The sequence below is a fragment of the Endozoicomonas sp. SESOKO1 genome (assembly GCF_024606265.1).
Lineage (GTDB): Bacteria > Pseudomonadota > Gammaproteobacteria > Pseudomonadales > Endozoicomonadaceae > Endozoicomonas.
The window spans coordinates 21,509-42,736 of record NZ_JAHHPP010000318.1 but is presented as its reverse complement, the minus strand read 5'-3'; the positions used below and the strand labels follow the sequence as shown (position 1 = coordinate 42,736).

General features: G+C 44.3%; 27 protein-coding genes and 1 pseudogene. 22 read left to right on the top strand and 6 right to left on the bottom strand.

The window, feature by feature from the left end; genetic code table 11:
• Positions 1 to 145: 145 nt before the first annotated feature.
• The 17 genes from KDK13_RS14685 (at position 146) to cysQ (ending at position 16,909) form a co-directional block, all read left to right on the top strand.
• A complete protein-coding gene (locus KDK13_RS14685; RefSeq protein ID WP_257285718.1) occupies positions 146 to 1,327 on the top strand; it encodes a hypothetical protein in 1,182 nt (393 codons plus the stop codon).
• Positions 1,320 to 2,054 carry a sulfotransferase family protein gene (locus tag KDK13_RS14680; RefSeq protein WP_257285717.1) on the top strand — a complete coding sequence of 245 codons (735 nt, stop codon included), beginning with the start codon at positions 1,320 to 1,322 and terminating at the stop codon, positions 2,052 to 2,054. The genes KDK13_RS14685 and KDK13_RS14680 overlap by 8 nt, the downstream gene beginning before the upstream one ends.
• A 31-nt stretch (positions 2,055 to 2,085) precedes the next feature.
• Positions 2,086 to 3,120 carry an acyltransferase gene (locus tag KDK13_RS14675; protein WP_257285716.1) on the top strand — a complete coding sequence of 345 codons (1,035 nt, stop codon included), beginning with the start codon at positions 2,086 to 2,088 and terminating at the stop codon, positions 3,118 to 3,120.
• Positions 3,121 to 3,122: 2 nt separating this feature from the next.
• Positions 3,123 to 4,310 carry a hypothetical protein gene (locus KDK13_RS14670; protein ID WP_257285715.1) on the top strand — a complete coding sequence of 396 codons (1,188 nt, stop codon included), beginning with the start codon at positions 3,123 to 3,125 and terminating at the stop codon, positions 4,308 to 4,310.
• Between the two features lie 333 nt (positions 4,311 to 4,643).
• On the top strand, positions 4,644 to 5,663 hold the full coding sequence (locus tag KDK13_RS14665; RefSeq protein WP_257285714.1) for a glycosyltransferase: 1,020 nt from the start codon (positions 4,644 to 4,646) through the stop codon (positions 5,661 to 5,663).
• An 83-nt stretch (positions 5,664 to 5,746) separates the two neighbouring features.
• Positions 5,747 to 6,598 carry a 3-deoxy-8-phosphooctulonate synthase gene (gene kdsA / locus KDK13_RS14660; protein WP_257285722.1) on the top strand — a complete coding sequence of 284 codons (852 nt, stop codon included), beginning with the start codon at positions 5,747 to 5,749 and terminating at the stop codon, positions 6,596 to 6,598.
• A 62-nt stretch (positions 6,599 to 6,660) separates the two neighbouring features.
• The gene (kdsB, locus tag KDK13_RS19050; RefSeq protein WP_306671142.1) at positions 6,661 to 7,158 is read left to right on the top strand and encodes a 3-deoxy-manno-octulosonate cytidylyltransferase; all 498 of its coding nucleotides are present in this window, start codon (positions 6,661 to 6,663) and stop codon (positions 7,156 to 7,158) included.
• On the top strand, positions 7,155 to 7,448 hold the full coding sequence (locus KDK13_RS19045) for a hypothetical protein (RefSeq protein ID WP_306671141.1): 294 nt from the start codon (positions 7,155 to 7,157) through the stop codon (positions 7,446 to 7,448). Before kdsB ends, KDK13_RS19045 begins: the two co-directional genes overlap by 4 nt.
• A 23-nt stretch (positions 7,449 to 7,471) precedes the next feature.
• Positions 7,472 to 8,425, top strand: a complete 954-nt coding sequence (locus KDK13_RS14650) for an SIS domain-containing protein (RefSeq protein WP_257285713.1) — start codon at positions 7,472 to 7,474, stop codon at positions 8,423 to 8,425.
• A 40-nt stretch (positions 8,426 to 8,465) separates the two neighbouring features.
• The gene (locus tag KDK13_RS14645) at positions 8,466 to 9,788 is read left to right on the top strand and encodes an MATE family efflux transporter (protein ID WP_257285712.1); all 1,323 of its coding nucleotides are present in this window, start codon (positions 8,466 to 8,468) and stop codon (positions 9,786 to 9,788) included.
• A gap of 119 nt (positions 9,789 to 9,907) precedes the next feature.
• Positions 9,908 to 10,372, top strand: coding sequence for a Panacea domain-containing protein (locus tag KDK13_RS14640; RefSeq protein WP_257285711.1), 465 nt, complete (start codon positions 9,908 to 9,910; stop codon positions 10,370 to 10,372).
• A 260-nt stretch (positions 10,373 to 10,632) separates the two neighbouring features.
• Positions 10,633 to 11,544, top strand: a complete 912-nt coding sequence (cysD, locus tag KDK13_RS14635) for a sulfate adenylyltransferase subunit CysD (protein ID WP_306671140.1) — start codon at positions 10,633 to 10,635, stop codon at positions 11,542 to 11,544.
• 123 nt (positions 11,545 to 11,667) lie between these two features.
• Complete coding sequence (locus KDK13_RS14630) at positions 11,668 to 12,024, top strand: four helix bundle protein (protein ID WP_257285710.1); 357 nt, start codon at positions 11,668 to 11,670, stop codon at positions 12,022 to 12,024.
• 89 nt (positions 12,025 to 12,113) lie between these two features.
• Positions 12,114 to 13,538: a sulfate adenylyltransferase subunit CysN gene (gene cysN / locus KDK13_RS14625; protein ID WP_257285709.1), complete on the top strand. Its 1,425-nt coding sequence runs from the start codon at positions 12,114 to 12,116 to the stop codon at positions 13,536 to 13,538.
• A gap of 76 nt (positions 13,539 to 13,614) precedes the next feature.
• Positions 13,615 to 15,348, top strand: a complete 1,734-nt coding sequence (locus tag KDK13_RS14620) for an SLC13 family permease (RefSeq protein ID WP_257285708.1) — start codon at positions 13,615 to 13,617, stop codon at positions 15,346 to 15,348.
• 95 nt (positions 15,349 to 15,443) lie between these two features.
• On the top strand, positions 15,444 to 16,046 hold the full coding sequence (cysC, locus tag KDK13_RS14615; RefSeq protein WP_306671139.1) for an adenylyl-sulfate kinase: 603 nt from the start codon (positions 15,444 to 15,446) through the stop codon (positions 16,044 to 16,046).
• A gap of 80 nt (positions 16,047 to 16,126) precedes the next feature.
• Positions 16,127 to 16,909 (top strand): 3'(2'),5'-bisphosphate nucleotidase CysQ, encoded by a 783-nt coding sequence (gene cysQ, locus KDK13_RS14610; RefSeq protein ID WP_257285707.1) that lies wholly within the window; start codon positions 16,127 to 16,129, stop codon positions 16,907 to 16,909.
• Between the two features lie 14 nt (positions 16,910 to 16,923).
• On the opposite strand, the gene KDK13_RS14605 is transcribed toward cysQ, so the two are convergent.
• Together KDK13_RS14605 and KDK13_RS14600 are read right to left on the bottom strand one after the other, a co-directional pair.
• A complete protein-coding gene (locus tag KDK13_RS14605; protein ID WP_257285706.1) occupies positions 16,924 to 17,337 on the bottom strand; it encodes a type II toxin-antitoxin system VapC family toxin in 414 nt (137 codons plus the stop codon).
• The gene (locus tag KDK13_RS14600) at positions 17,337 to 17,561 is read right to left on the bottom strand and encodes a type II toxin-antitoxin system PrlF family antitoxin (RefSeq protein WP_101749139.1); all 225 of its coding nucleotides are present in this window, start codon (positions 17,559 to 17,561) and stop codon (positions 17,337 to 17,339) included. The genes KDK13_RS14605 and KDK13_RS14600 overlap by 1 nt, the downstream gene beginning before the upstream one ends.
• Positions 17,562 to 17,622: 61 nt before the next feature.
• Between KDK13_RS14600 and KDK13_RS14595 the strand changes: the two genes are divergently transcribed.
• Entirely contained in the window at positions 17,623 to 18,360 is a 738-nt protein-coding gene (locus KDK13_RS14595) for a hypothetical protein (protein WP_306671138.1), read from the top strand.
• Positions 18,360 to 18,551 carry a WecB/TagA/CpsF family glycosyltransferase gene (locus tag KDK13_RS14590; protein ID WP_306671137.1) on the top strand — a complete coding sequence of 64 codons (192 nt, stop codon included), beginning with the start codon at positions 18,360 to 18,362 and terminating at the stop codon, positions 18,549 to 18,551. Before KDK13_RS14595 ends, KDK13_RS14590 begins: the two co-directional genes overlap by 1 nt.
• 200 nt (positions 18,552 to 18,751) lie before the next feature.
• On the opposite strand, the gene KDK13_RS14585 is transcribed toward KDK13_RS14590, so the two are convergent.
• Together KDK13_RS14585 and KDK13_RS14580 are read right to left on the bottom strand one after the other, a co-directional pair.
• Positions 18,752 to 19,015, bottom strand: coding sequence for a PIN domain-containing protein (locus KDK13_RS14585; protein WP_257285705.1), 264 nt, complete (start codon positions 19,013 to 19,015; stop codon positions 18,752 to 18,754).
• Positions 19,012 to 19,263 (bottom strand): DUF6364 family protein, encoded by a 252-nt coding sequence (locus KDK13_RS14580; protein ID WP_257285704.1) that lies wholly within the window; start codon positions 19,261 to 19,263, stop codon positions 19,012 to 19,014. The genes KDK13_RS14585 and KDK13_RS14580 overlap by 4 nt, the downstream gene beginning before the upstream one ends.
• Positions 19,264 to 19,432: 169 nt before the next feature.
• Here KDK13_RS14580 and rfbC point away from each other — a divergent pair, with 169 nt between their 5' ends.
• Together rfbC and KDK13_RS14570 are read left to right on the top strand one after the other, a co-directional pair.
• Positions 19,433 to 19,858, top strand: coding sequence for a dTDP-4-dehydrorhamnose 3,5-epimerase (gene rfbC / locus KDK13_RS14575; protein ID WP_257285703.1), 426 nt, complete (start codon positions 19,433 to 19,435; stop codon positions 19,856 to 19,858).
• 65 nt (positions 19,859 to 19,923) lie between these two features.
• Positions 19,924 to 20,181: a sugar nucleotide-binding protein gene (locus tag KDK13_RS14570; protein ID WP_257285702.1), complete on the top strand. Its 258-nt coding sequence runs from the start codon at positions 19,924 to 19,926 to the stop codon at positions 20,179 to 20,181.
• Positions 20,182 to 20,342: 161 nt separating this feature from the next.
• Here KDK13_RS14570 and KDK13_RS19040 read toward each other — a convergent pair whose 3' ends face one another.
• Together KDK13_RS19040 and KDK13_RS14560 are read right to left on the bottom strand one after the other, a co-directional pair.
• A complete protein-coding gene (locus KDK13_RS19040; RefSeq protein WP_306671136.1) occupies positions 20,343 to 20,795 on the bottom strand; it encodes a type II toxin-antitoxin system HigA family antitoxin in 453 nt (150 codons plus the stop codon).
• Complete coding sequence (locus KDK13_RS14560; protein ID WP_257285720.1) at positions 20,792 to 21,037, bottom strand: type II toxin-antitoxin system HigB family toxin; 246 nt, start codon at positions 21,035 to 21,037, stop codon at positions 20,792 to 20,794. The genes KDK13_RS19040 and KDK13_RS14560 overlap by 4 nt, the downstream gene beginning before the upstream one ends.
• Before the next feature lie 65 nt (positions 21,038 to 21,102).
• On the opposite strand from KDK13_RS14560, the pseudogene KDK13_RS14555 reads away from it, so the two are divergent.
• A pseudogene (locus KDK13_RS14555) lies at positions 21,103 to 21,180 on the top strand (GDP-mannose 4,6-dehydratase); the annotation flags it as partial.
• Positions 21,181 to 21,228: the final 48 nt, after the last annotated feature.

The window sequence follows — 21,228 nt, the reverse complement described above, 5'->3', positions numbered from 1 at the left end:
CAGAGGCATTGAGACCTCACCCCAAAGGCCGGATATATGGAAGCATTACTCTTTAACGTCATGATGGAAAACTTTTCCTTGCAATGCGGGGCGGACCATATATGACCCCGGTTTTTTTCTTTCCTGATAGGTTTAAACCAAATAAATGAATAAGATATTATGGTTTGTCTCAACATTAGAAGATACAAATTTTTTAAATGAGTTTTCTAAGGCTTATAAAGGTGATATTCATATTTTCTGCTTAAATTATATTACATATTTTCAATCTTCATTTAGAGGATTTAGAACACATCTACCTAAACAAGGCAAAGAGAGCAATATTCAATTCGATGCATCAAAAACATTTAATGTTCTTTCAGGAAGATTGACGCAAGAGCAGGCACAAAAAGCATACTCAAATACAATACATACTCTTAGTGATATTATTCGTGTTTCAGATTATATATTTATGATACCGAGCGGTAGACATGTTCATCACATAGCTGCTACAGATTTCGCCATTAGACACTCTATAAAACGTATATATATAAATTATTCTAATTTTCCTGGTTATACATTTTTTGACTCCGAGGGCACTGATGCATTGTCATCAATATATAAGAATCCAGATAAAATTGATAGACTATTTCCTGAACATATAAATATTAAAGACACCTTTAAGAAGTTTTCATCATTGAAAACAAATCAAAAAAACATACCACAAGCTGATAGTGGTCACAGCATAATTAAAAGATACGCTTTTATTTTTGATTCAATAATCCAAGCTACAACAGGAGTTATTGGTGATAGAAGAACGTCTTTCAGAATAAAAAGGTCTGATGATTTTTTGAGTATCAATTATGATCAGATTGATTTAAAATCTGCCTTTATATTCTTTCCTATGCAAGTATCCACGGACCAGCAGGTTTTAGTTAACTACGAAGGCGGGGGTGTAGTTTGTGCAATAAAGGAGGCACTCAGCTATGCAGACAAAAACAAATGTATGCTTTATGTTAGAGAGCATCCTGCAGAGGGAGATAAAAACAAAATTAGAACAGCGCTGGAAAGTCTTCGTAAAGATAATGAACGATTGAAGATTGTTAATAATTCTGTTGCAGACCTAATAAAAAATGCCCATGAAGTAATTACAATTAATTCAACGATTGGTTTAGAATGTAGGATTAATTATAAAAAGATCACCTTTCTGGGTAAGAGCTTTTATGAGAAAGCAACTAATGAGCAGCTTGCAAAATATCTTAGCAACTATCTCATTCCAGTAGATTATCATGCACCTTCAATAACGGAAGAAGCTGTTCTTAAAATCCTGAGGTTTGCCGACCATGTTTGAATTCTTACGGTCAATCATCAAAAATGTGCCCATCTTGAACAGGGTTGCTCGCATTATTTATGTATCCTCAGTTGACCTTTTAGAAAGAGATGAAATATCGAGAACAAAAGTAAACCCATATAGCGAACTAGAAGATAACTATAAGGTAATATTTATTCATATCCCGAAAAATGCTGGAAACGGTGTAGCAATGTCATTATTTGACAGGCAACCATCCGGTCATAATTTTATTACACTATATAGAGATTATGACAATAAAAAATACAACTCATATTTTAGCTTCTGTTTTTGTCGCTGTCCTTACGATAGACTCTATTCAGCTTATACATATTTAAGACAAGGTGGTTTTGGCATTTACGACAAAGAATTTTCTGAAAAATATTTATCAAAATTCACAAGCTTTCAAGAGTTTGTTCTCGAATTAAAAAATGATCAATTTTCAAAATTAATAACAAGATGGTGCCATTTTATACCCCAATATAAGTTTGCCTGCGATGAAAATGAGAACCTGCTTGTTCAATATGTAGCAAGATACGAAAAAATTGATGAAGAGATGGACTTCCTTCGGAAAAAACTTCATCTTTTAAGTAAAGAAAACAAAGTGGTTAATAGAAGCAAAAAATCAAATGTAATTGATATTTACACCCCGGAAATGAGAGAGATTGTTCATAGTGTTTACTATAAAGACTTTGAAATATTTGGTTATCAAAAACAATCTCTGCATTAGAAAAACTAAAGGGATTACCTCGGTGCTACATATGAAGAGCAGTCGTCTTGAGATACTTGACCTAGCACGATTTATAGCAGCAATAAGTGTTGTATTTTATCATTATCTATATCGTGGTTGGATAGCAAATGACTTAAGTATTTTAACTTTCAATGAATACAATGGTTTTATCAAATACGGATATCTTGGCGTACAATTATTTTTCATGATTAGTGGCTTTGTTATACCAATGTCAACCGAAGGTAAGACAGCAAAGCAATTTGTCATTGGAAGGTTCATTAGACTATACCCTGCTTATTGGGCGGCAATATTTATAACGTGCTTTTTTATTTATACCTTTGACGATGGTCGATTTTATATAAGCCCATTAGACTCCGTTGCGAACTTAACTATGATAAGTAAGTTGTTTGGAGTTTCATTCGTTGATGGTGCTTATTGGACACTAATTTATGAGATTGTTTTTTATTTCTGGTTCTTATTAGTATTGTTAGTACCCAAGGTAAAGATTGATTACTTAATGGTCATATTTCTTCCATTATCCTTATTATCTATTGTAAATCTCGTTAACGAGCATCTAGCAGTTTTCTGGGGTGGTAGTTTTATAGCATACTTTTATGCAGGCCTGATATTTTACAGGATATACAAAAGCGGCCTCAACAATTTAAGGATTGCAGCATTATTCACAAGTTTTCTCCTATGCATCCTTCAAGTTATCTACCAAATAGAGAAAAAGAATATTGTTTATGGGGGGGGGTTAAGCATATATCCAGCAGTAGCTATAGTTATAATATTCTATATGTTTTTCATTGCGCTAGCCTTTGAAAATCTATCTTTTATTAAGTGGAAGTTTTCAGCATTGCTTGGTGCTATTAGCTATCCATGTTATTTATTACATCAAAATATAGCTTATATTTTATTTAACAAATGGGGTACGAGTGTAAATCAGTACTTCCTGTTGTTTTCAGTATTTTCCTTTATTCTTATTTTGTCGTTTATTATAACAAAGTGGGTTGAAACACCTTTATCAAAAGTCTTGAAATACCATTTTAACAAGGTGTTTTCATGAGCATGAGTACAATTGGAAAAAGAAACATTGATACATTAAGCAATATTTTTTTAGCATTATTTTTCCTCGTATATTTTGCCATCCCAAAATCAACTAGTTTTATAGTCCCCGGTGACTTCAGATTAATTCCAGAGTACCTAACACCTTGGTACATTCAGCGATATGCATTATTGTTATTGGTTTTTGCTTATTTCTCCTACTATTTACTAATAAAACAAATAAAGGTCAACAAAACGGCAATCCAAACTATTTTTTGGTTTGGGGTGTTTGTGTGCTTTCAGATGCTTTATGAAGACTTTGTTTCTTTTTACGCTTACCTTGCCGCTGCATCAGCATACATTCTTTTACTAAATCTTAATAATAAAGTTATAGGAGAATCCACTTTAAGATTGCTTTTTTTATTTTGTTTTCTATATGTATTGCAGTTTTGCTTTTATAGAATAGGGGTCAGAATTACCTCCAGCTTTCTAGACCCCAATATTTCAGGATACTATTTATTTTTATGTTACTTGATTTTTAGAACTTCTAAAAAGTACTTTCTATCAACTACAGCATTATTAGCTGGTGCATTAACACTAAGCAGAAACTTTTATTTGGCTGTGTTTTTGTATGAAGTAGTAAATTTGGAGTATATTGAAAACTTTCTGAAAAACACTTTATTCTTAAATAGTGTTCTCAAAATAACTATACTGTCAATAATTACCGTGAGTGCTGCATCTTATTACATTGTTAATAGTGATAATTATAATATTACCATTGGCTCAACCTACGAAAGATTAACCAATTTAAATGACGGTTCAAATTACTCAAGAGCTAAAGCAAATATTGTAATGCTTGAAAGACTTGGTGAAGGAGATTTTATTTTTAGAGGGCAAGGTACTGGCATGGATGCTAATAGCGAACATAGGCCACACAATGCTTTCTTTCGTGCAATATACCGTTATGGTTTGTTCATTGCTCTATTATCTATAGGATTTTTCATATACTGTGCTAATTTATTTTTAAATTATAATTATGCGATAGTAATATCTTTATTTTCGTATTATTCCATTTTAAATGATTTCGTAACTGGTAACGAATTAATATTATTTGTTTTGGTAAATTTTGTATGCCTATCTATTAAAAACCATCAAACGAATGAAAAATCAACCTTGAGCTCAAATAACAATCCTAGGCTAAGCTCCCTTTAATAGTTGCGGCAAACCAAAGAACCTCTGTATTATTCAGGAATAACAACCCTAAAGAACGCAATTTTGTCTATTGGATTATCTTTTAAGTAGGCAATAACCCGCTACTTAAGTTTAATTGAATCAAATTCTCGCGTACATTCAATTTTGGCTCTTTGCGGATTCCAGACTGATGCTTGGTTGAACTTAGCTACACCCCTTGTCACGAAAGACTCTCATGGATTTGTTCAGCAGTTTTACTCTGACCTTATTTTTCGTTGCCTATAGCCAATTTTCACTATTGAACAGTCCGGAAACCAATAAGAGCCTCATTTTTTATAAAAGTCAAACATACCTATGAAAGTATGCATATTACATATAGTAGAATCTTTTGGTGGTGGCGTTACATCTGCAATCAATTCTTATGTAGAGAACTCAACCCAATTTGATCACCACCTAATTGCATCTGTCAGGGAGAATGATGCTACAGGCGAGGAAAATCAAGGCGATTTCAAATCTGTTCATTTATTAGCTAGAAGCTTGAAGTCAATAATTAAAGTTTTCCATATCGTTAATGAAATCAAACCTGATGTTGTGCATTTACACAGCACCTATGCAGGATTCATATTTAGAATCCTGCCCATAATCCCAAAGGATAAAATAATATACACTCCCCACGCCTTTGCTTTTCTTAGAGATCAACATAAATTCATAACCAGACTTTATTCTATAATAGAAAAGATCCTTGCAAAGAGAACAGCGATAATTGCTGGCTGTAGCCGAGATGAAAAGAACATTGCTTTGGATTTTTTGCCAGAAAAACGAACAGCTGAAATCATCAATATATGTGAACAGATTATTTCAGATTACAATAAAAAGAGCAATAAACACACCATCGTTATGGTTGGTCGTATGTGTAACCAGAAGGGCTTTCATTATTACCTAACTGTTGCCAAAAATTTGAGTCATAAATACCAATTCAAATGGATTGGTGGCGGTGACGAATTTAATACCAAATTAATGCAGGAAGCCGGTGTCGAAGTAACAGGTTGGCTTCATCGATCTGAAGTTATTAATCAATTAGCAACTGCTGACCTTTATTTTCATACTGCTGCCTGGGAAGGTTTCCCTATATCAGTACTGGAAGTAGCCAAGCTTGAGATCCCATTAATTCTTAGAGACATTGGTACGTTCACGGCTGAAGATTTAAATGTTGTAAATAGCATTGATGAAGCAGAAACCGAAATAGATTCTTATTTTTCAGGTGATCAAAAAGCAGTAATGCGAGCACAAAAGAACTACGAAATGATCAATGAATACCATACAAAAGAAAACCTTAAGACGGCTTTAGATAACCTGTATAACAGCTTTAAATAAATTCTGCTCTTTCTCCCTTTTCAAAATATATTGGCAAAAACTCCTAACTCAAATTTAATTACTTGACAACTCTTATGAACACTATGAACAGTAAATCATTACCCCTCCCCAGCGGCACCCTAAGCAACACCGCCCCCTTCACCCTCTTCGGCGGCATCAACGTCCTCGAAGACCTGGACTTCACATTAAGAGCCTGCGAACACTACAAAACCGTCACCGACAAACTCAACATCCCCTTCGTCTTCAAAGCCAGCTTTGACAAAGCCAATCGCTCCTCAATTCACTCTTACCGTGGCCCCGGCCTCGAAGAAGGCTTGCGAATCTTCGAAGCGGTAAAACAACAACTGGAAGTACCGGTAATCACAGACGTACATGGACCAGCCCAAGCCAAACCAGTGGCAGAAGTGGTAGACGTACTACAACTACCCGCCTTCCTGGCAAGACAGACCGACCTGGTTGTAGCACTGGCAAAAACCGGCAAACCTATCAATATCAAAAAGCCCCAGTTCCTAAGCCCACACCAGATGGGCAACATTATCGATAAATTCCGTGAAGCCGGTAACGACCAACTTATCCTCTGCGACCGTGGAACCTGCATGGGTTACGACAACCTGGTAGTGGATATGCTGGGCTTTAATGCTATAAAACAGGTCAGCGGTGGTTGCCCGGTCATTTTTGATGTCACCCATGCCCTGCAGTGCCGTGATCCGTTGGGAGCTGCTTCCGGTGGCCGTCGTTCACAGGTCAGCGAACTGGCCAGAGCAGGTATGGCGGTGGGCATTGCTGGGCTGTTTCTTGAAGCTCACCCTGACCCTGATCAGGCCAAGTGCGATGGACCCAGCGCCCTGCTACTGGATAAGCTGGAACCATTCCTACGACAGATGCAGGCTATTGATGATCTGGTGAAAAGCTTCCCTACTTTAGACACTCACTGACGCTGTAGAGCTGTAGAGCTGTAAAGCTGTAAAGCTGTAAAGCTGTAAAGAATATTATTCTCATGACCTGTAAAGTTGTAATACCAGCTCGGTATGGCTCTTCGCGCCTACCGGGCAAGCCGTTGTTGGATATTGCCGGTAAGCCAATGGTGCAGCATGTCTTTGAACGTGTGGTAGAAGCGGGCTTCAACCCGGAAACCGAGATTGTTATTGCTACGGATCATCAGGATATTCTCGACACTGGCCGACATTTTGGCGCTGTTACGGTAATGACTGCTGTTAATCATGCCAGCGGTACGGACAGACTGGCGGAAGTTGCACAACTGCTGAACTGGCCGGAACAGGCCATTGTCGTGAATTTGCAAGGGGATGAACCTTTAATGCAACCAGCCTATATTCGGGCTGTTGTTGATAATCTGACAACTTCTTCAGCGGGTATTGCCACGCTCGCTACCCCCATCACGGCAGCTGAAGATATTTTTGACCCCAATGTGGTGAAAGTGGTCGCGAATGCTAAACAGCTTGCCATGTACTTTAGCCGGGCTCCCATTCCAGGGTGAGGAATAGTTACTCCGGTAACTCCATCGATCAACGGACTGTTAAAAATTCTACCACTCTGCGACATCTGGGGCTTTACGCCTACCGTGTGGAAACCCTGCAAAAACTGGTAACCACTCACCCCCCAGTAATGGAACAGTTTGAAGCCCTCGAACAACTGCGGGCACTCTGGCTGGGTATCCCTATTCATGTTGCCACGGTTACTGAACCACCGGGCCATGGTGTGGACACTGAAGCTGACCTTGAACGGGTAAGAGCACACCTTAATCAGGCTACCCATTCTGATTACTGAAGCACTTATGGAAGAGATTATTTATGGAACCCATACTATTGAAAAGTACCATTAAGGCTGCCATTGCAGAACAGGCTAATGCACTTGTTACTCTTAGCGACCGTGTGAATGATGACTTCGCTAATGCCGCTGAACTTATGTATGCCTGCAAAGGCCGGGTGATTATTTCCGGTATGGGAAAATCCGGCCTGATTGGTAAAAAGATTGCGGCTACCCTGGCCTCCACTGGCACTCGCAGTTTCTTTATGCATCCGGCAGAAGCTTATCATGGTGACTTGGGGATGGTGCGTTATGATCAGTATGCCGATCTACTGGTGTTGATTTCCTACAGTGGTGAAACCGATGAAGTGTTGAAACTGATTCCTCCTCTGAAGCGGTTTGGTAACAAGATTATCGCCATCACCGGCAGGCTGGATTCGACACTGGCCAGAAACGCCGACGTGTTGCTGGATGCATCTGTTGCCAGAGAGATCTGCCCCCATAATCTGGCGCCAACCACATCCACCACCGCTGCTCTTGTTATTGGTGATGCCCTGGCAGTAGCGCTGATGAAATTGCGTGACTTTCAGCCTGAAGAGTTCGCTAACTATCACCCCGGAGGCAGCCTGGGTAGACGTTTACTGACCAGAGTCAGGGATATGATGGTTTCTGATAACCTGCCCTTTGTTCAGCCTGAGTCGTCCATGAATTCAGTTATTGTTGCGATGACAGAAAGCCGAACCGGCTTGGCACTGGTTACTGAGGGTGATTTGCTTCGAGGGGTGATTACTGATGGGGATTTAAGACGTTATCTGCTTGACCATAAATCATTGGAAGATGTATTTGCAAAAGACCTGATGAGTGAAAACCCTGTTTGTATCCATTCTGGTGCCATGCTGGTTGAGGCAGAGAGCCTGATGAAGGACAAACACATTAAGTGGCTGGTTGCTCTTAATGAAAAGGAGAAAGTAGTCGGCTTGCTGGAATGGGCTGTGTAATTTTGATGCCTTTGTACCATAAAAGTTTACCGGGGGCTTTATGAACCCGGTAATGGCAAAACTCCATGGAGCCTTTGGGCGGAAAAAAAATGGGCTACTGTTTCAGTCAGCACTGGCTTTCACCGTTCGCGCTTTCGGTGCCGGAAGCGGCTTCCTCCTAAACCTGATCATCGCCCGGACTCTGCCCCCGCAACAGGCAGGTTACTATTTCCTGGCATTTACGGTTGTTCAGGTATTGGCCATGATGGGGCTAATAGGCTTGCAGACAAGCCTGCTCCGCTTCATCGGCAGCAGCAAATCCGAACAAAACTGGAACGAGGCCAGCGCTGCTCACAAAACCGGCACCCTCTGGGCTTTCCTGTCCGCCACCAGCCTTGGAGTACTACTTTACTTCACCAGCCCCTGGCTGGCAGAACACATCCTGGAAAAACCGGATGCAACCACAGCCCTGCAAGCCATGGCACCATCGGTAACCCTGTTCGCCCTGCTCACCCTGAACGCCCATGCGCTTCAAGCTATAGGCGATGTAGTAAAATCCGTCAGCACCATAAATATCCTGGTGCAACTGTTACTGGCCGCAGCCCTGTTATCAGGTTTGGCCACCACAGCCCAGACAACAGCCGCCTTTTACTCCCTGGCCTGCCTGATCACCATGTTCATATCCCTGTTCTGGTGGCTACGCAAACCGGGCATTCACTGGTGCGGCGTTGGGCAATTTCCAGCAACCACCCTCTGGCAAAGCTGCCTCCCCCTCTGGTGGGTAGCACTAATGGGCTTGGGCGTACAATGGGCAGGCCAACTGGTCTCCGGAGCCTATGTACCACCAGAAGAGCTGGCCATTCTAGCCGTAGCCCAGCGAACCGCCATGCTCACCAGCTTTGTACTGATGGCTGTCAACCTGGTGGTCGCCCCAAAATTTGCCGCCCTCTACAAACAAGGCAAAAGCGAACAACTGGAACGCATCGCCCTTAAAGCCACCAAACTGATAGTGCTCTTCGCCCTGCCCATTGTGGGCTTTATGCTGATCTTCCCGGAATGGCTGATGTGGCTGTTTGGCGAGCAGTATAAAAGCGGAACCAACCTGCTGCGTATTCTTGCCCTTGGCCAGTTTGTCAATGTAATGACCGGCTCCGTAGGTTATCTACTCTCCATGAGCGGCCATGAAAAAGACCTGCGTAATGTCGCCTTTATCAGTGGCCCAATGGCCATCATTCTTGCACTGGTGTTAACCCCGCTATATGGCGTGACCGGTGCTGCGGTGGCAACGGCGATTGCGTTGGCCAGCCAGAATCTTTTAGCGGTTGGAATGGTTAAGCGGCGGCTTGGGTTTAACACTCTCGCCGTCTGGCGACGGACGGGGTGAGCAATAAGCTGTAAGCTGTAAGTTATTAGCTGTAAGTAAAAGTCTTTTTGCTTACGGCTTACAGCTTAAAACTTACAGCTTAAAAAAATTACAGCTTTGCCAGCCGATGGCTATAATGGATGAGCTTTCTTCCCACGGGGGTATTTATGGCCGATGTATTCCAGGTCGCGGCTTATTTTTTAAACAAAGCCAACAGTGATGATGCAGGTGATCTGATTTCTAACCTTAAACTGCAGAAACTGGTTTATTATGCTCAGGGGTTTGCCCTGGCTATTTTTGATAGCCCCTTATTCAACAACGCAATTGAAGCCTGGCAGCATGGTCCTGTGATCACAGAGCTTTATCATCGTTTTAAAACCTTTGGGAGTGGTGCGATTGATACGCCTGATGAGTTTGACGCTGAGAGCCTGTCTCCCGAAGAACAGGGCTTATTGGATGAAGTATATGATGTTTATGGCCAGTTCTCTGCGTGGAAGCTACGCAATATGACCCATGACGAACCACCTTGGACAGAGGCATACAGGACAGGTGGTTACGTAAATGAACAGACAATGACGGATTATTTCAAAACGCAATTGAATTGATCTTTTGTTCTGGTTTGACCGGTAACAGGATTAGTGATGGGTCGTATCAAAAAACCAAAAAATGATAAAGGGTTACAGATAAAAGCGCCTGCAGTGCAGACTTTGAATTATGACAGATTTAAACCCTGCTTTTCTCTTGAGTACCAGCTGTAAGTTTTAAGCTGTAAGTTTTAAGCTGTAATTTAAAAGCTTTTACTTACGGCTTACAGCTTAAAACTTATAACCTATCTTCATCAATCCCACCTCCTGAATAAAATTCCATGATCGAAAAAAAACACCTAACCCACCTCAAACAACTTGAGGCGGAAAGTATTCATATTATCCGAGAAGTAGCCGCCGAGTTTGAAAACCCGGTGATGCTTTATTCTATTGGTAAAGATTCGGCAGTTATGCTGCATCTGGCCGCAAAAGCATTTGCGCCCGGGGCTCCCCCATTTCCGTTGATGCATATCGACACCACCTGGAAGTTCCGGGCGATGATTGAGTTCCGTAACCAGATAGCGGAAAAGTATGGGATGGAGTTGATTGTTCATACCAATCAGGAAGGTAGGGCTGCCAATATCAATCCGTTTGATCATGGCAGTGCCAAGTATACGGATGTGATGAAAACCGAAGCCCTGAAGCAGGCTTTGAATAAATATAAGTTTGATGCTGCCTTTGGTGGTGCCCGCCGGGATGAAGAGAAGTCCCGGGCGAAAGAGCGGGTATACTCCTTCCGGGATAAGAACCACCGCTGGGACCCAAAGAATCAGCGGCCAGAACTCTGGAATACATATAACGGCAAGGTAGAAAAAGGTGAAAGCATTCGTGTATTCCCTCTTTCCAACTGGACTGAGCTGGATATCTGGCAGTATATATTCCTGGAGAACATTGATATCGTTCCTCTTTACTACGCAGCAGAACGCCCAGTCGTGAACCGCGATGGTACGCTGATCATGGTAGACGACGACCGTATGCCACTGCATGAAGGGGAAACCCCGGAAATGAAGTGGGTACGTTTTCGTACTTTGGGTTGTTATCCGCTAACCGGTGCGGTGGAATCGAAAGCTACAACACTACCGGAAATTATTCAGGAGATGTTATTAGCCCGGACTTCTGAACGACAAGGGCGGGTTATTGACCATGACTCGGCGGGGTCGATGGAGAAGAAGAAAATCGAGGGCTATTTCTAAAGAAGCTGTAAGTTAATAGCTTTAAGCTGTAAGTAAAAGACTTATAGCTTACAGCTTAAAACTTATAGCTCTAAAAACCTCTGCTAGCATTATGCTCTTTTGGTGATAAAAAGAGAGCAACTTATGAATTTTGAGAAGCTAGAGGTTTGGAAGCGGTCTGCACGGCTTTCAGCACAATTGTATAAAGAGTTGAAACGCCTTCAGGATTATGGGTTTCGGGATCAGATAACTCGTTCAGGTCTATCAGTTCCCAGTGATATTGCTGAAGGAATGGCGCGCAACAGTAGTAAAGAAAAAGTTCACTTCCTTTCTATTGCCAATGGTTCCTGTGCAGAGCTGCGAACCCAAATTTACATTGGCATGGATATTGGTTATATCGAAAGCCAGACAGGTAAAAGCTGGCTGCAAGATACCCGTGAAATATCTTCCATGCTGTTCAGTTTATCCAAATCGATAAGCGGGGAAAGTTTTAAGCGGTAAGCCGTAAGCTGTAAGTTAAAAGCGATAAAAACTTACAGCTTACAGCTTCAAACTTACAGCTTTTTTCCAACTTCGCTAAGAAAAATAAAATGAATCAATCCGAATTAATTGAAAAAGATATTCTCGCCTATCTGAAGCAGCATGAGTCGAAAGATATGCTGCGGTTTTTGACATGCGGTAATGTGGATGATGGGAAATCTACCCTGATCGGGCGATTGCTGCATGACTCCAAGGTGATCTTTGAAGATCAGTTGGGGGCGATTAAGCAGGATTCTAAGAAGTTTAATACTACCGATGAAGAGTTTGACCTGGCGTTGCTGGTTGATGGGCTTCAGTCTGAGCGGGAGCAGGGTATTACTATTGATGTTGCTTACCGGTATTTTTCGACCGATAAGCGTAAGTTTATTATTGCCGACTGCCCTGGGCATGAGCAGTACACCCGTAATATGGCTACTGGCGCTTCTAACTGTGACCTGGCCATTATTCTGATTGATGCCCGCCATGGGGTGCAGACCCAGACGAAACGGCATAGTTTTATTGTCAGCCTGTTGGGCATTCGCCATGTGATTGTGGCAGTGAACAAGATGGATCTGGTGGAGTATTCCCAGGATCGGTTTCGGGAGATTAAGGCCGACTATAAAGCGTTTGCGGAGCAGCTGAATATTGGTGATATCCGCTTTGTGCCTATCTCTGCCCTGCGTGGGGATAACGTTGTAGAAACCAGTGAGAAGATGCCTTGGTATCCCGGCGCCACACTGATGAAACTGCTGGAAACCGTGACGGTGACTGATAACAAGGATTACGGTGCCTTTCGCTTCCCTGTGCAGTACGTCAACCGGCCTAACCTGGACTTTCGTGGTTTCTGTGGGACTATTGCTTCCGGGGAAATTCATAAAGGTGATGCCGTAACCGTTCTGCCTGCCGGTAAACAATCTACAGTAAAGGCGGTTTATACACCGGATGGTGAACAGCCCGATGCCTTTGTTGACCAGGCCATTACCCTGACACTGGATGATGAGATTGATATCTCCCGGGGCGATATGCTGGTGCGCAGCGACCAGCTGCCGGAAGTGAGCAATGTGCTGGATGCCAACATGGTATGGATGAGCGAACAGGCCATGGTTCCTGGTCGTGAATACGCCCTGAAGTTTGCTACTAAAAACGTCTATGGACGTGTAGAAACTATCTACCACCGCACCAATGTAAACACCCTGGAGCAGGAAGAGGCACATCAGCTGGCCCTGAATGAAATCGGTACCTGTCAGCTTTGCACCAGCCAGCCTATTGTCTTTGAGCCTTACGAAAAGATCACATCCTGCGGTAGCTTTATCGTTATCGACCGGATGACCAATATTACTGTGGGTGCCGGGATGGTAATCGGCAAATCCGAGGAGGGAGGCTTGAAACTGGATGCTAAAGGCGAGATGACGCCGGAGCGGATGCGGGAGTTTGAGTTGAAGATGAACGCACTGGTTCGGGAATACTTTCCGCATTGGGAGGTAAAGAAGCTGTAAGTTGTAAGCTTTAAGCTGTAAGTGGAAAGCTTTTACTTACAGCTTACGGCTTACGGCTCAGCGCTTCCATCTTCTTATGGAGTTTATCGTTTTCGCTACGCTCGCCCTGTTGATCGGGGCGTTGGTGTCTGGGCGGGTGCGGCCGGTGCTGGCGTTTACGGGGGCGCTTGGGGTGTTTGTTGCCCTGGGGTTGATTGAGTTGGAGAGTGCGCTGGCGAATGTGATTAACCCCTCGCTGGTAACTCTGGTGCTGTTGATCCTGATCTCCCTGGCTTTGCAGAAAACACCATTTGTTTCGGGGCTTGGCGATCGGTTGTTGCGGGGTAGTTATGGCCGTGGGGTTTGCCAGTTGTTTGGGGTCGTCTGTTCTGCCTCGGCGGTGGTGAATAATACGGCTGTAGTCGCTTCGTTGATCAGTACTGTAAGTCGTAACCGGCAATTTGTCGCCTCCCGGGTACTGCTGCCTCTTTCCTACGCTTCGATTTTTGGTGGTGGGTTAACCCTGATTGGTTCCAGCACTAATATGATTGTGAATTCCCTGGCCATTCAGGAAGGTTATGGTGCGCTGGGCTTCTTTATCATTACCCCACTGGGGCTGGTGATGGCCGGTGTAGGCTGTTTGATAACTGTGTTATTGGGGTATCGGTTCCTGCCGGAGCGCAAAATGGCTGCCCGGGATCTGCAGAACTATTTTGTCGATGCTCGCATTACCGATGACTCGCCACTGGTTGGCAAAAGCATTCTGGATAATGGTTTGCGACACTTAGGGCGTTTGTTTCTGGTGGAGGTGGTTCGCAATAGCGAGTTGATCAGCCCGGTAGCCCCCGGTGAACGACTGTTAGCTGGTGATGTGCTGGTATTCTCCGGTGATGTTAGTGCGGTTCCGTTGTTGAAGAAGTTCCCCGGTTTGCAACTTTTCCATGGTTCCCATGATTCGGACAGTGACCCGCTACTGAGCAATCTGGCTGAGGCTTATATCAGTCATCAGTCGGTATTAGTAGGTAAAACTGTGCGGGAAATTAATTTCCGCACTCAGTTTGATGCGGCTGTGGTGGCTATCCGTCGTGGCAGTGAACGGCTTAAAGGTTCATTGGGCAATATCATCCTGCGCACAGGTGATAGCCTGGTACTGGCAGTGGGTGAGGACTTTAGCCAGCATACCAACCTGGAGCGTAACTTTTACCTGATTAATGGTATTGAGGTGGAGCACGCTCTGTCTCCCACCCACAGTGTGCTGGTACTGGCCGGTTTTCTGATAACCCTTGGCCTGTCCGTCAGTGGCGTACTGCCTCTAATGGAAGGACTGGTATTTCTGCTGGGTGGCCTGATTGTAACCAAAGTGTTGACTCTGGAAGAGATCCGCCGACGATTCCCATTTGAAATGCTGGCCATTGTGGCTGCCACCCTTGGTATTGCCCAGGTAATTATCAGCACTGGTGTAGCTGGGTCTATCGCCAGTGCGATCAATGCTGTCTTTAGCCAGTGGGGAGTGTATGGCGCTCTGATTGGCGTGTATCTGCTAGCCCTGTTATTTACAGAGATAATTAACAACAATGCTGCAGCTGCACTGGTTTTCCCCATCGCTATGGAGATGGCCAGCCGCTGGGAAGCAGAGCCATTGCCATTTATCATCGCCCTGATTTTTGGTGCCAGTGCCAGCTTTATTTCCCCATTCGGCTACCAGACCAACCTGATGGTTTACAGCGCCGGTAATTACCGAGTGCAGGATTTTGTGCGGGTTGGATTGCCGCTCTCGGTCGTTTACAGCGTTGTTGTTTTGACGCTGATTCCTTTGTTTTTTCCTTTTTAAAAAAAAGCTGTAAGTCGTAAGCTGTAAGCTGTAAGTAAAAGCTCTTAACTTACAGCTTACGGCTTAAAGCTTACGGCTCTCCAAGAGCTTTGTTAATGAATATTGTTTGGCATCACCATAAAGTGACGCGGGAAATGCGTTCCTCCCAAAAGAAACAAAAGCCATGCCTTTTATGGTTTACCGGGCTGAGTGGTTCCGGGAAGTCTACTATTGCCAATGCGGTAGATGAGCATTTATTTGAAACCGGCCACCACACCTACGTACTGGATGGGGATAATGTTCGCCATCGTTTAAACCAGGATCTCGGCTTTAGTGATGAAGACCGGGTAGAAAACATTCGTCGTATTGGTGAAGTTTCCAATCTGTTTGTGGATTCGGGCCTTATTGTACTGAGTGCCTTTATTTCTCCCTTTACTTCAGAGCGGAGAATGGTGCGGGAAATGCTGCCCGATGGCGAGTTTATTGAAATTTTTATTGATACCCCACTGGAAGTTTGTGAACAGCGTGATCCAAAAGGCCTCTACAAAAAGGCCCGTAAAGGAGAAATCAAAAACTTCACTGGTATCGACTCTGCCTACGAAAAGCCGGAAAACCCGGAGCTGGTCATTAACACTTCTGAACTGTCGTTGAGTGAGTGTGCGCGGAAGGTTGTTGAGTACCTGGGGGAAAGAGGGATTATCGAAAGCTGTAAGCCGTAAGCTTTAAGCGGTAAGTTCAAAACGCTTTCAACTTAGAGCTTACAGCTAACAACTTACAGCTTTGTTTTAAGGAGAAAAAAATGATTCAGGATATTCTAACAATCGCTCGTCAGGCTGGTGACGCCATTCTCAATATCTACGAACGTGATTTTGCCACTTATGAGAAGAATGATCAGAGTCCGCTGACAGAAGCAGATCTGGCTGCTCATGAGGTGATTATTGCCGGACTAAAGGAATTAACTCCTGATGTGCCTGTGCTGTCGGAAGAGTCTTCAACCATTCCCTGGGAAGAGCGACAGCAGTGGTCGAAATACTGGCTGGTTGATCCGCTGGATGGAACCAAAGAGTTTATTAAGCGTAACGGTGAATTTACGGTCAATATTGCCCTGATTGAAAATCACAAAGCGGTTATGGGCGTGGTTTATGCACCTGTGTTGAGACGGTTCTATTTTGCTGATGAGAATGGAGCTTACCGTCAGGATCATGACTCTGATCCAGTGCAGCTATCCGTTGCAACTCATGGCGGTGATCGCCCCTGGAATGTGGTGGCCAGCCGTTCTCATATGAGCGATGAGACCATAGCATTTATTGAAAAGTTGGGTGAATGTGAGCTGGTTTCTATGGGTAGCTCCCTAAAGCTATGCCTCGTTGCTGCAGGCGCTGCCGATGTTTACCCACGTTTTGCCCTGACTAGTGAGTGGGATACTGCTGCTGCACAGTGTGTGGTTGAACGTGCCGGAGGCATTGTGATTACTCCGGAATTTGAGCCCCTGAGGTACAACACCAAAGAGAGTTTGCTGAACAGTTTCTTTATTGTCTGTGGTGGTAATTCGGAAGAATTTAAGAAGCTTTGTTCGGACTGATGGAAATCAAAGGCTCAGTTTTTATCCGGCATAATCACGCTGATCGTTGGGAAATAACTGGTGTAACGCCCCTTGTCCCGACTGACTAACGGCCATTTGCACACGGCTGCCTGTGCTCCAATATAAAAATCCGGTAGCACCCCCGTTTTTTGTCCCCCCTGTTTACGGTATTTGAGAAACGCTTTAGCGGCCAGAAACAGGGTGTCATGGTTCAGGGGTTGCTCACCAATGTTGAGCCTGTTCAGTAATTTCAGTACTGCAGCCGGTGATTCCATACCGGCACAAAGTTCTGAAAAAATAATCGGGTTAATCACAGCATCGTAAGCTTTGGTCAGTTCACGCAAGGATTCCTTGGCCCATGTATGCCAATGGCTCTCTTTATCAAGGATATCGAGTATAATGCAGGTATCCAGCAGAATGAGTGCCATCAATCATCCCTCAGAAGTTTCAATAGCTCATCGGCACCCATGTTGAGCTTGAATTCATCAGCGGCTTTTTCTACCGGGTCTTCGGTTTCAATCGTTACTTTTTGCAGTACCACTTCGCCCCGTTCGTTTTTTATAAAATTGACCCGATCTCCGGGATTCAGACCGAGACTTTTACGAATATGGGCAGGAATGGTTACCTGACCCTGCGTGGTTAATTTCATCATGATTCTTATCGCTCTGGTTTGAATCTATTAGGTATTAAATTAATAGTTAATAATTGATTAAATGACAACTTTTTCGAGTCAAGTAGAGGCCATCAGTGCTTCTGTCCTGGAGCAATCACGGCAAGACCACTTTGCTGGTTACGACCCGTTTGACGGTTTAAACAGCAAACTGTTCGAATGGATGCCCAGCCTGAAGTCGGGTATTTTTGGTTTGGCCTGGATTCAGTATTTCAAGCAGTCTCCCATTAATTTCCGCCCCCTGCTGGGTATGCCGAAACCGGCATTGGATGCTGCCAACTTTATTATAAAAACCCTTTATACCGAGGCAGATGGCCGACGTTTTTTTGCCTATATCCCCGGCGAAACAGCGTTTGTCCATAATGCCAGCCTCTGGGCGGCTGCCTGGGTGGCCGTTGCCGCTGCTTATACAAGCAATGACGCTTATAAAGCACTGGCGCTGCAAGTTGCCCGGCAGTCTACCGGCGAACAAGGCGAAGATGGCTCCTGGGTTTATGGTACCCGCCACCACCACCAGTTTATTGATGGCTTTCATACCGGTTATAACCTGGAGGCTCTGGATGTAATTCGCCGGTCATTACATACCGATGAGTTTGATCAGGCTATTAAAAAAGGCTTCAGTTATTACAAAGCTAATTTCTTGGAACCAGACGGTACTGCCAAATATTACAACAACAATTGCTACCTGCTGGATATGCATTCGGTTGCCCAGGCGGTGCTGACCCGAAAAAGGAGAACTTTATCAACAAATGGCAAGACCGACTGGGCGTCAGTTTTGTAATGGGCGTGGGTGGTACTTTTGATGTGGTGGCAGGAAAGGTAAACCGCGCACCATTGTGGATGCAGAAATATGGACTTGAATGGTTTTACCGAATTGTTCAGGAGCCGCGACGGATGTGGAAGCGGTATTTGGTAACCAACAGCAAGTTTGCTTGGTATTTGTTATGGGAAAAAATTGGGAGTAAGTTTTGAATTTTTAAAAAAATTGGGGCCAGGGAACTGCTGTCGTTTGTATAAAAACTGCTATTCGATACTTTCAATACCCACCAGAGCAGTGAGAAGAAACTGATTGCCACCGTAGGTGTTGATGACCTGATCAGGCCGGTTTAACCTGCGGAGTTCTGGAGCCTGTCATTCGGTTGAATATGGAGAGCTGGGGGGGGGATTTGGCGCTAATGGAAGAAAAAACTTCTGAGCTGTTGAGTCTGATCGGCTTCCCAGCGCCCGCTTCCCGAAAAAGATAATACGGGTACTTTCGGGCCAAGGCTTTTCCTGAGTATGTAAAAGACGTTGGCAAATACGGTGACTGACGTAGCGCCTTGAAATTCACCACTCTGTATTTTCATAAAGACGGCGGCACTCTCTTTAAACCAGGGTTGGCGCCGGGCAAGCAGATCCAGAATGATGTCCGCATCAAGGTACAGTGTTTGTGTCACTGGTATTTCTCCTGCAGGAAGCGGACATAGTCTGCATGGTGTTTGGCCAGTTCAGATTCATCGATCACGCCAGCCAGATCAGCAACCAGCCCTTTGAGTTCCAGTGCGGGATCTTCTGTTTCCGGTGCTTTAGGCAATGTTCTCAGATAGTTTTCAACCAGTTTGGACAGGCTTTGCTGCTGGCTTGCGGCGTAGCTTTTTGCTCTTTTAATCACGTCCGGGTCAACGTTCAGTGTCAGTTTACTCATCCTGATCTCCTATACGTATTAACTCTATAAATTAGTACGTGTTACTGGGCAGAGCAAGGCAGACATTTCAAGTTTTCAGCGCGTATTGGGTGATGGCAGTCGATTTGGTATTTCGGTTTTCTATGCACACAGCCTAAACCTGAAGGGCTGGCTCAGGCGTTTCCGATCGGTGCTGATTTTATTGGTGACGATAGAGGTTTTTTTTCTGGAAAGCTTTCAGGCGGATCGTTACCGGCAGCAGCTGAATATTGATCTGGATTTTGTCCAGGATAACCATTCCCGTTCTGTCTATGGAGTTTTGCGTGGCTTGCATTTTCAAAAGCAGAAACCTCTGGGCAAGCTGGTTCTAGTGGTACGAGGTGAAGTGTTTGATGTGGCTGTGGATATTCGGCCTGGCTCTGTTACTTATGGTCAAACCGTGTGCGTTTTTCTGTCCGAAGAAAATAAGCGTCAGTTCTGGGTGCCACCGGGTTTTGCCCATGGTTTTGTGGTGACTTCAGAATTTGCTGATTTTGAGTACAAGTATACTGATTATTATGATCCAACCGATGAGGGGGCTATTCGCTGGGATGATCCGGATCTGGCTATTGAATGACCGGTAAAGAACCCAACTCTGTCTGCCAAGGCTGCTGACGCTCCGCTGTTCAAGGATCTGACCCAATGAAAATTCTGATTACCGGGAGTAACGGGCAGCTTGGCCGATGCCTGCAGGATCGTAGTGGCCATTACGATTTTGAAGTAGTCGCTGTGGATGCGGATAAGCTGGATATTACCGATCGGTCGGCAGTGGCATCCTTTGTTCATCAGCATAAGCCTGATCTGATTATTAATGCTGCTGCTTATACCGCTGTGGATAAAGCAGAAACAGAACGGGGGCTGGTGAGCGTGCGGTTATCTTGGCTACGGCAAAGCATGTAATTATTCGTACTTAGAGAGAGTGCTGGAAACTTTGAAGCGTGGTTAGCAAAACTGGGGTCATATATGGTCCGCCCCGCATGGCAAGGAAAAGTTGTCACAACGGCTTTTAAAGAGTAATGCTTCCACTCTCATAATAAAGAGGCCGGCCTTGGGGTGAGGTCTCAATGTTTCTCACCAGTATCAATAAACATCTCCGGCTCCAGCCCAAATCGCTCAGCCAGTTTTTTTACCTGTTTCAAATTCAGTGACCTTTTGCCATTAAGCACTTCAGAAACCACGCCCTGGCTACCAATCTCCGGGAGGTCTGACTGGTTCAGGTTATGCTGCCGCATCAAGGTTTTCAGGAGAGCGATGGCGCCATCCTGCTGATCCCACTGGCTTAATACCGGGTGGGTGCGGTACTCATAGGCTTCCGTCTGTCGGAGAATTAACTCCGCCAGCAAGTGACGGGGGTCTTCAGGGGCATCCCCGGAACTTTGCAGCAGTGCCTCAATGGTATCAAGGGCGGATTGGTAGGCCGATTCATCATGGATAGGGCCAAGGCAGGGGGCAGCCTCCAGCAGATGGGTAAACCGCTGGGTCAGTTCTGACAACTGGTCCGGTGTATGGCTCATAGCTTGCCTCCTTTGCGGCATCGGTTGATGATCTGATCATATTCCTTATGGTCAACAATGTGCTTAATAAACACCTTCTGGCCGGTGAAGTAAAAAATACCAATCAAGCGCATATGGTTGCCGGAAATATCAATAATGTAAGCATCCCGGTCATGGCGAAACCGCTCCACGCTTTTAAAAGTACGTTGCAAAACATGGACATCCGGGAAATTGTTCTTATTCAGTACCTGATAAGTCTCCATGATGGCGTCAGCGTACCTGGGGTGCTTTTTTGCCGCCTCTGCAAACTTTCTTTTCGCTATGATATGAAGTGTACAACCTGGCAACACAGTCCCATGTCGCCGTATCTTTTGAATCTCCAGAATATACCGCCGATGTTGATGCCTGAGGCTGCTGGCTTCTGACCAGGTTCATCAGCAAACCAAAGATTATT